Annotated in this window: 6 protein-coding genes; 2 read left to right on the top strand and 4 right to left on the bottom strand. The window is 66.1% G+C overall.

The features are described from left to right. Positions 1-127: 127 nt before the first annotated feature. The 3 genes from PD653B2_RS16865 to PD653B2_RS16855 form a co-directional block, all read right to left on the bottom strand. Complete coding sequence (locus PD653B2_RS16865; protein ID WP_133059112.1) at positions 128-1435, bottom strand: hypothetical protein; 1308 nt, start codon at positions 1433-1435, stop codon at positions 128-130. Between the two features lie 67 nt (positions 1436-1502). Continuing rightward, entirely contained in the window at positions 1503-3371 is a 1869-nt protein-coding gene (locus PD653B2_RS16860) for a diadenylate cyclase (RefSeq protein ID WP_085873558.1), read from the bottom strand. 61 nt (positions 3372-3432) lie between these two features. Then, positions 3433-7611 carry an NACHT domain-containing protein gene (locus PD653B2_RS16855; RefSeq protein ID WP_133059111.1) on the bottom strand — a complete coding sequence of 1393 codons (4179 nt, stop codon included), beginning with the start codon at positions 7609-7611 and terminating at the stop codon, positions 3433-3435. Between the two features lie 451 nt (positions 7612-8062). Here PD653B2_RS16855 and PD653B2_RS25375 point away from each other — a divergent pair, with 451 nt between their 5' ends. Next, complete coding sequence (locus PD653B2_RS25375) at positions 8063-8263, top strand: hypothetical protein (protein WP_085873556.1); 201 nt, start codon at positions 8063-8065, stop codon at positions 8261-8263. Then, a complete protein-coding gene (locus PD653B2_RS16845; RefSeq protein WP_085873555.1) occupies positions 8260-9228 on the top strand; it encodes an MsnO8 family LLM class oxidoreductase in 969 nt (322 codons plus the stop codon). The genes PD653B2_RS25375 and PD653B2_RS16845 overlap by 4 nt, the downstream gene beginning before the upstream one ends. Positions 9229-9231: 3 nt before the next feature. On the opposite strand, the gene PD653B2_RS16840 is transcribed toward PD653B2_RS16845, so the two are convergent. Further along, positions 9232-9798 (bottom strand): TerD family protein, encoded by a 567-nt coding sequence (locus PD653B2_RS16840; protein WP_085873554.1) that lies wholly within the window; start codon positions 9796-9798, stop codon positions 9232-9234. Positions 9799-9801: the final 3 nt, after the last annotated feature.

The following is a 9801-nucleotide window of genomic DNA, read 5'->3' as shown; positions in this document are numbered from 1 at the left end:
ACCCGTGCGTGCAGCAGACCCGATAGACGCACCTCGGCAACGGAAGACCAGGAGATAGGTCCGTTCACTCAGCAAAGGTGCTCGAACGTGCCCTCGCCCGTGGCCAGGACCTTCCGATGGTTCCGGGTCACCGAGTTGGACCGAGCTCTGGCACCTGCACACGGACCGGCGGGGGGCCAGGTGGCGCGTATCCGTTCGCGATCAAGACGGACTCCAAGCCTGCGTAACCGCCGATGTAAACCTCTTCGGCTGCGCACTGAAACTCCGCGGTGGCGCCGTATACGTCTCCCGACCAGGCACCGCAGCCGACTCCATCGCGACTGTGAAGGGCATGCGCGAACGCGTCCGCGGGATGATCGGCACGAACCACCGTCCACGTACCCGTCTGGTCTGTACTGGAGATTGCGGCGACCGCGTTCAGGTTGAGGGGGCGGTCGACGCCCTGCGAGTGGTGACGGGTCACGAAGAGGCGATCGACCGTGTCGACCGAATCAGCAATGGGTGAATGGCCGCGGATCCACTCGATTGCGTCCTGAACGGGGCCTGGACCCCAGAGGAGTCTTGTCGGATAGTCGGTTCGCTCGTACCAGCTGTCGTAGTTCCACAGGCCCTCGTCAAAACGCACCGCAAGTACGAGGACGCAGAGGAGGGCATCTGGGTCTTCCCAGTTCTCGAGTTGATCGCGCGTCGCAATCGTGATGGATCCGAGAGCGCGGTCGGTCCACGCGATCGCCATGACTTCGCGCTCCAGTGGGCCGGGGAACAGTCGACCTCCAGGGGTCGAACTGCCCCAGAGTTGATTGATGATCTCGGAGAGGTCTCGGATGGAGCGTGCAGAATCTACGGGAGTCACCAGGTGATAGCTGATGTGCCCAGCACGGATCCGATCTTGGTGAAGCAGGCCGTCGACGGCCCGAGATCGCTGTCCAGGCAGCAGGCCGGTCTGTCGTGCCCACCCTAGGAGGGTCTTGACATTCCCGGTGAAGGGAACGGTCCCTGCCTGCGTGACGACGCCCCATGGGCCCTTGCGGTGCGCGCCCTTTCGGAGGGATGCGTCAATGTCATCCCACTTCTTCGCGACCAGAGGCACGCGCTTCTGAGTTCGCGCATGTTCGAGGACGGCCGGCTCGGCGTCGTGCCAAGTCATGAAGCGTTCGCGTAGTGCGAGTTCAAGCGTCAGCGCGCAGAGGTCGTAGGCGACGGTGTATGCGTCGTAGAAGAATAGTCCGCGGAGGTGCAGTTGGCGGATCCGTTCGAATGCCTTCCGCGTTGCATCGGCAACCTGGTCGTTCAGATCGCAGCTCGAAAGCAGATGGCGGTGGTACTCCAATGCCGACTCTGGAGAAAGTGCCGAATCCAGGCTCAGCCCGCGCGAGGTGAACCGCAGTGAGCGCGGATCGGGCGATCTGAGGTCATCGAGCGTCAGCGCATCCATGCGCACATGATTCACGTTGGCACCACCAGGGTCACAGGTCCCGGCAGCGGAGGGACGCCGGTCCAGATCAATCGTGCTCGCCGAGCAGCGGGGTCGATTCGGGCTCGGCCAGGTAGTAGGTGTCATCCATATCCGGGTCGGGTTCAAACGGGGTCCAAGAAACGTGAGTGATCCTTCCGAGGCCCGGTGGCGCGTCGGGCTCGGGTTTAGCCCGGTCTTCCTCAAGTGTTTCGCGTGCGGCGTTTGCTCGTGCGCACTGTGCGTCGGTGAGGTAGAACCGCAGCGCTTCCAGGTGGGTCCAAGCACGGAAGAAGTCGTCGTAGCTGGGGCCGCGAGTCAATGCGATCTCGAGCTGCTCGAGTGGACGCTCCACGGCCGATGGGTGGATCCGTCGCGGGAGACGCGGAATGACGTTGATCATACCGTCCTCGCTCACGATGACGACCATGCAGTCGGCGCCCACGGCATGTTGATAGCGGATCGCTGAATTGAAGCGGGCTCCACGCGCGGCGTCACCGGCGCCGACGGATGTTCCGTCGAGGATGACGCCGACTGCGTGACAATTGGCCTGGGGATCGACCAGGACTGCGCCGTCGATGGCAGTGACGGCCTCCAGCGTGCGGGCGGAGAGTCGGGTGGGCTCAAGGCGCTGGGCCTGAGGGAGGAGGCGGACTGCCTCCTGAGCGGCAGCGCGATGGACAACGAGCATGGTGCCGTGCTCCGCTCTCGCGGCGGTCTCGGCCAGCGTCCAGAGTTCCGAGACGTCATCGGCAGATGCCTCGGGAAAGAGTCGCGTCGAAAGGTCCTTGAAGTCATCCTCGGAGAGTCGTGGGCGGGGGAGACCGGCGCGCGTGTTCGTGACCCGCAGGAGGGGCGAGTCTCGGTGCCGCAGTTCCCACGCACCTTGTCCGAGGACGTCGAACTCGAAGATCGACTCATCGGGGAGACGGGTCTCCGAGTCGGCGGCTGTCGATTCCGAAGTGCCAGCGTCGACGAACTCGGTAGCGGGCGCTTTCGAGTCTGGGAGAGCGCCTAGGCCGAAGACGTGCTCACCGTCGCACAGGAGGTATAGGCCGTCGCCGGTCATCTCCAGTGTCTTCCGCAGGAGACGCGCGTTGTCGAGTGGCACCTTCTCTAGAAACCTGAGCGCGACGTCGACTTCGGGGTGTCCGTCAGCGGCAAGGATGAGGCGACCGAATCCGGCGCGGCCTTCGTAGGGTTGCGAAGCGACCGCGTCGAGGGCTGTGTGGAGCTGGGTTTGCATCGCATGGCCCGCAAGCACTACCACCGACTGGGTGAGGGCTTGCGCGGCGCGGTTTGCGTACTCGCTCTCGTCGATACCGATGAACGGCAGACCTTCCGGCGGCTCCTGTTGTCGGAGCGCTGAGGTCGCCTTCGACAGCAACTCGGTGACGAGCGCGTGCTGGAGCGACCGCTCGACGGTGAACCGATCGAAGACGGTGGTAGCGAGGGCGGGCTTGGCGTCCCATCTCCCGCGCGGAAACGCCAGGATGGGGTGGACGGCATAGGCGCTGTCCACCACGCCCGGCATTCCGACGAAAAAGTAGCGGTCCGCTCCGGCCGCGGCGGCTTCGAGGGTGACCTTCACGGCTTCCGCGCGCGCACGATCTCGCAGATTCTGTTGTCTGCGCTCGTGGAGCGGCCGGTAGGAGTCAATGAGTTCGCTTTCGGGGTTATCCGTGTAGATCCGTTCGGCGAGCCCGTCGATGTCGGCGAAGCTGATCTGAGCCAGGGGGTCGGCCTCTGATTCGAAACACACGGGGAAACGAAGTCCGGGCTGGGTCGCGAAGCCGATCAGGTATGCGCGAGGCCCAGCACCGAAGTCAATGGACTCGAAGGCTCGGCGGGCGAAGGTCTCCAGACTGCTGCGAAAGTGCGGTTGGAAGCCCCACATGAACTGACTGATCGTCCGCATAGGGAGTCATGGTGGCACGGCCAGATGGTCAGGTCAGCGCATTGCAACACCGGGTCGGTCGCTAGCTGCTCCTATGACTCTGGCGCCGGATCGAAGCGTCCAGAACGACAACGTTGATCTGACGTCCCAGGTTGGTCAGCCGATCCACCTCGTTCTGAAGCGCAGCTCGCAGTTCCTCGATGCCGCCGAACCGTGCCGCGGCCCCTCTTCGGCTATCAGAGGCATCGGTCCAAGACCTCTGGTCGAACCAAGCCACAATGTAGAGACCGTGGTTGGTCTGGAGATCCGCCATGTACCGATCTACGAGTTGACTGCTAAGTGCTCCGACGACGTCCCTGTTCCAGGCCCCTTTGACCTCGCCGGGAATGCACACCGTTGCGGGGTTCATGCGGTCGTCTGCGGGCAGAGCCTCGATGCGGAGGTCGCTACGTTCGGGGAGCCCTGTGGGCTTGGTTCGGCGCACCTGGACCTCGCGGTTCACGATGGCTCCTTGGCGGTGCAGTCTTTGGTCCAGTTCGATCTTGATGAAGTCTGAGATCTCGTCCTCGGTCTTGGGGCGGCCTGCGAAGGTGTCCCATAGCAAGGTTGCGGACGGTGTGTCGGCTTGAAGTCGGTCTTGGAGTTCTAAGAGCGCCGCCAGGGCCGCACCCAAGAGATCGGCGTCAGTCCGGACCAGCCGGGTGCTCCGATTGGCGGCGAGCTGGTCAAGTTCCTCCGGCGAAACCGGCGACCATGATCTTTCGCCGACAGCACGTTCTGTGGTTGCTGAGATGCGGCTGATCCAACTGTGCCTTGGGAAGGCCGCAGCGATCCGGTCCACGGCGTCGACTGCCGCGCGCGTACCCGTGGAGCCGAGTTCGGTCAGGATGGCGTCGCGCCATGTGCCAATGGCTTCGCGCGGACCAATGAAGTGCGCGTCGTCGAACTTCGGATCCTCCTGCGACGGGAAGTGCTGCTCCAGCCAGATGTAGAGCGAGGCCAGGTCGGGTTCGGATAATGCGGGGACGCGTCGATCGAAGGCGTGCGAGCCATCCTGGAGTGCGGACTCCATGAAGGCCGGAGCGCTCCCGAGGAGGTTGGCAACCATCGGCCAGGACTCGGCTGCGTTGTGATGCAAGAGTCGAATCACCGCGTCGCGGGCGCGTCCGGGCTCTGCAGCCCTGCCGTTGTCGTCGATCCAGCTGTGAAGGATGGGGATGACGTGTGCGGGATTGTTCTCCAGAAGGACCTCGAGGAGGGCATTTCGTGGAGCTGGGGCGGTGATGAGGCCAAGTCGGCGGGCGAGCGCTTCAGCGAGTTCAGGCGAGTCGAGAACTTGGAGCTCGTCGCGGAGGAGGAGGTGGTTGCCATCTGCCACGGCCTTGTCCACGAGCGTTAGAGCGGTTGCGGTGAGTTCACTGCGCGCGTGCGGTAGCGCGAGGCGAAGCAGCATGCGCTTGTCGTCGGCGCGAGCAGCGTCATGCATCACCGGCCACTCGACAATGATCGGTGCCCACTCGCGCCACGTCGCGGGTGAAATGCTGGCAAGGGCATCAGGGTTCGCGCGCGCCAGGAGCATGAGTGCCCGAAAGCCCCCTTGGGCGGGGTAGAACCACTTGTCCTTCGCCAACCACTCTCCGGGCTGGCATCGTCCGCGTTCGAGGTACGTCGACGCGGCCGCGACGAGGTTCTGTCGGGTGGCGTCGGTCAACGTCTCCCAGCGAGGGTGCGCGATCAGGTCCGGTTCGAGGATCTTCTTGTGTCTCGTCGTTCCTGGGCGGACGGTGATCAGGTGAACCGCCTGCCAGAACGAGTCAGGGTCACCCTGACGGGCCTTGATGGCGTGCTCGGTGATCCGTGGGTTGATCCAGGCGTCGTTGTCGTCCTCGCTCTCGCGGCGTTCTCGGTTGCGTCGTCGCTCCCGATGCTTGGCCCAGTTGGCTTGCGCCGACTGGGCCTCGGGTGAGGCCAGGTCGATGGCGGTCCGCCAGTAGGTAAAGAGGGCAGCAGCAGGATCATCGGCGGACAAGCTCAACACGATGGTGCTGTGGTCGGTCTGTTCGGGCCGGTAGAGCATTTCCGCGGCGCGACCGATGTTCGCCTGAAGTTCGCCCCTTGCGTCGCGGTACTGATCCAGGAGCCAAGTGAGGTCACCGGTATCGAGCAACGGTTGCCGATTGGAGTGCAGGGTTTCGACGAGGCTCCAGATCTGCTCCTCGGACGCCGCTTCCAGCAGCAACAGAGCGATTTCGCGACGCGTATCCAACGACGGCACGAATGCGGGGGTCCCCAGTTCGGGATCCTCGAACAACGACTGATACTCGTCTGCTCGTCGCAGTGCGACCTTCGTGATGACCTCTTGCGCGTGCTCGAGGTGGAGATTTTCCGAGCAGAGCCTAAGGACCGCTTGTGTCAGAGCAGTCAGTCGACTGTCGTCGACGCGGTCTGGCTTGTCCAGGAGCCAGCGGCATGCCGGCTCCAAGTCGGCCGCGGTGAGCTTGTTCGCGAAGTCGCTGAGGAAGACGGAGTACAGACCGTGGTAGTTGCGCCGATACCTGGGTTCCAGCACGGCGAAGACTTCATCGGTGGAGATCGCATGGGGCCAGGAGGCCATGAGCGCGGCCGCCTGTAGCTCCTCCTGGGCGACATCTTCAAGGTCGCTGTCGTCCGCGGGACGCACGAGCGAGGCGAGGTCGTGACTGGGCGAAGCGACGGAAAGGTCGTGGACCCCGAGCGCTGCGGAGGTGCGTATCCCTGGTCCGGCAGCGTCATTCAGCGCCAGGCGGGTGAGGTCTGGAACGGCGCCGAGAACCCGGCTCTGACGTGCGATTCGCACTGCGATGCGGGCCGCGTCACCGTCGGCCTCCGCAAGCACTGGGCGGAGTTGCTCGGCGAGGTCCGCGTGCGCCAGGCCAGAGAAGTCGACCTCGTAGTCGTCGAAGAGTCTGCTGTCACGAGCCTTGAGCAGGATCGCGTCCACCAACTCGCGCCGGACCGACTCGTCGGGTAGGTCGACGCTCGCCAGGAATGCGACCGGGTCTGCTGGTATCAGGCGCCGAAAGCGATCGGCGTCCAAGGCGACCAACCACGCGGCCAGTTGGCGCAGTCGGGAGTAGATCTGGCTGCTGGTTGCGAGCAGCAGGGAGTCGATCTGCTGATCGTCGAGCTTGCTGTCGATCAGCCACTTCGCGGCAAGATAGTCGGCGAACGTCGCGTGTGACCAGCTCAATCGGTTCTCGCCGCCGCCGGTGAACATCCCCGATCGCAACGTGGCATGGACTGCCTCCGCTGCGTGGCGTCGCTCCTCGACCCGGAGGTCGGCTCGGATGCAGTCGTCGACGGTGATGTCTGCTGGGTCAGCCGTAGCCGCAGGACCAATCCAGACGGCCGGGCGGCTGCCTAGAAGCGAGATGGCAGCAATTCGTGTGGCCGCGTTGAAGCGATCGCGCACGGCGCCAGGTGTGGCTACCGTGGCGCGGCGGTGCTGATTCATCTCATCGACGAGCGCGAGCAAGCCGCGCTCGAACAACTCCGGGGTAGACCTCGGGAAGGACCCATCGGGACCGATCGACGCCCGGAGAAGGTTGAGGGTCAAGGGTCGAGCCGCCAGGGGCACCATCCGCGCAGTCTCGAACGCGGTGAGAAGTGCCTCTGGGTCGGCGTCGGTGGAACCCAGGACGCTGAGGGCGTCTGTTCGGCGAAGCGGCAAGAGTTCGTGCACCCCGATGTCGCCGAAGTGCTCGGCGAGTTCGTCGCGCAGGGCATGCGGCCAGTCGGCGGTTCGACAGGCGATGCGGAGGAAGAGCCGGTCGGTGCTCCAGTGTTCGAGGTAGCTGATGAGGAGGCGGCCGAGGTTCGGAATCCGGCCTTGTGCCTCGTCGAAGCCGTCAAGCGTCAGGCAGAGGGTGTGCGTGCCGGTCTCCCAGCCACTCACGGTCTCGTTCTCGAACACCACGCGTGCCAGCCGATCCTCGCTGGTGTAGGTGCCAAGGTCGAAGGTGACCGCAGTGCCCGAGGCGCTCTCGGGGAGCAGCGGTCCGTTGCTCTTCAGGGCACTCGTCTTGCCCATGCCAGGCTCGCCGAGGAGCACGAGACACCGCTGGGCCCCGAGTTCTTGGGTCATGCGGACGTGAGGGTTGGGAGCGAAGAGACCTTCGCGGTCGGGATCGGCGAGCCAGCCGGAGGCCGTGGTCGAGTAGACGGTCCCTGACGGCGTCCAGAATCTCGGGACGTCCACCATGCGGTCGTGTGTGGGACTCATGTCGGTGGCCTTGTTTCGCAAAGATTCTGGCTGCAGTAGTGGCGGCGGACTCAAACTCGAGTGCACACGATGCCACCAGCGGCCGACGGGGGTCTGGATTTGCAGGGTGTCGCTAGTGCTCCGCGCTTGGCGGCGTCTTGATCGACCGGGCTGCGCGAGAGTTCCTCAGGGCCGCGTGCGTCGCCGTAGGTGGCTCGTGGGCAGGCACCGCTGGGATCATGATGTGCAAACCTGGGCTGGCCCATTCTGGGCGGGATGTCCTAGGTGACCAGTCAACCGGATCCCGGTGGGTCCCGCCCACGACATCCGTCGGACGGCAGAGCGAGAGTCCACGATGGCTCGAGCGCCCATCGGCGCGCGACGATCGGCTGTGCTGACCGTCCGGGGTGATGACTTCTCGCGCCCGCACCCATCCTACCTATGTCGGGACACCAGGCGGAAGGATGACTTGATGAACGCGGTCGCACTGCTGGAGGAGCTGGGCGTGAGTGATCTGGGCGAGGTCGACGAGCCGGCCTTCTCCGGGCTGGCGGAGCGGCACCGCCGCGAGCTGCACGTGCGCCGGCGGCGAGGTGCCGTGGCTTCAGCCCGGCGTGAGCCGGTCCGGGGCTGCGGGATGGAGGTCGTGCTGCCCGGTGTTGCCCTGATGTGAAGCTCTCGCTGCTCGACCGTTCCCGGACCCGCGTGGGCGCCCCCGACGCCGATGCGCTGGAGGCGACGGTGGCGCGCGCGAAGCACGCGGAGCAGGCGGGCTACGAGCGCTACTGGGTCGCCGAGCACCACGCCGTGCCGGGTATCGCGTCCGGAGCGCCGGCGGTCCTGCTGGCCGCGATCGGTGCGCAGACCTCGCGGATCCGGATCGGGTCGGGCGGGGTGATGCTCCCGCTCCACCAGCCGCTGGTGGTGGCCGAGCAGTTCCTGGTCCTGGAGGCACTCTTCCCCGGCCGGGTGGACCTCGGGCTGGGCCGCTCGCTCGGCTTCACGGCGCCGGTGCGTCGGGCGCTGCGTCGCGAGCTCGACGCCGCTGAGTCGTTCGACGCCGATCTCGCCGAGCTGCGCGGCTACCTCGAGGGCACCGCCGACATCACCGTCCGACCAGCAGCCCGTCGCCCGCTGCCGCTGCACCTGCTCGCCACGGGTCGAGGCATCGACACCGCGGCGCGGCTGGGGCTGCCGGTGGTGGTCGGCGGCCCGGTCCTGGACTCCGACGAGCTTCCCGACCTCCTGGGTCGCTACCGTCGCGACTTCCGTCCGCACCGCGGCAGCACGGCGTGGGTGACGATCTCGCTGGACATCCTCGTCGCCGACGACGACGCGACCGCACGCGAGCTCGCGCTGCCCGAGGCCTGGGCGATGGCCCTCTCGCGGCAGACCGGCGAGTTCCCGCCGCTCGAGCCGGTGGCCGCCGTCCACGGCGCCCCGTCGTCAGCGCAGGTGCGGCGCCGGGTCGAGGCGTCGCTGGACCGGGCCGTGGCCGGGAGCCCGACGACGGTACGGCGCAGGCTCGAGCGGCTGGCGGAGCGCACCGGCGCCGACGAGGTGCTCTCGAGCGCGTCGACGTACGACCGCGACGCGGTGCTCGCCTCGGACCGGTCGCTGCGGGAGCTCGTGGCCTGACGGTCAGAGGAACCGACGCAGCGCGGCGACCGCCTCCGTGGGGATCTTCGCGTCGATGCCCTGCCCGATGGCCTCGAGCGTCCAGTGGTCGCCGTCGCGGACCAGCTTGGCGAGCACCAGCCCGGTCTGCGAGGGGCCGCCGAAGAGGTTGACGCGGGCGATCTCCACGTCGTCGTCGCCGACCAGTCGGCAGTAGGACCGGCTGATCCACTCGAGGGTGTGGCCCTGGTAGCTGCTCACCATGAAGACGATCGTGTCGACCTTCGCGTAGACCTGGGTGAGGTCGACGGTGATGGCCTCGTCGTCGCCCTCCCCGCGCCCGGTCTGGTTGTCCCCGAGATGGACGACGGAGCCGTCGCGGGTCCGGAGGTTGTTGTAGAACGCCAGGTCGAAGAGCTGGTCACCGGCGAACTGCACGGCCGAGGCGTCCAGGTCGACGTCCGGCGCACCGGTGCCGATGGCGCCCGCGGTCGCGATCTTGCGCCAGCCGACGCCCATGGTCAGCCGGGTCAGCGGCCGGCCGTCACCGGTGGTCAGCGCCAGCTCCTGGCCCGGGGTCAGCTCGATCATGCT

It is taken from the genome of Nocardioides sp. PD653-B2 (assembly GCF_002117935.1).
Lineage (GTDB): Bacteria > Actinomycetota > Actinomycetes > Propionibacteriales > Nocardioidaceae > Nocardioides.
The sequence above is the reverse complement of the archived record's forward strand: the minus strand, read 5'-3'. Positions and strand labels throughout refer to the sequence as shown.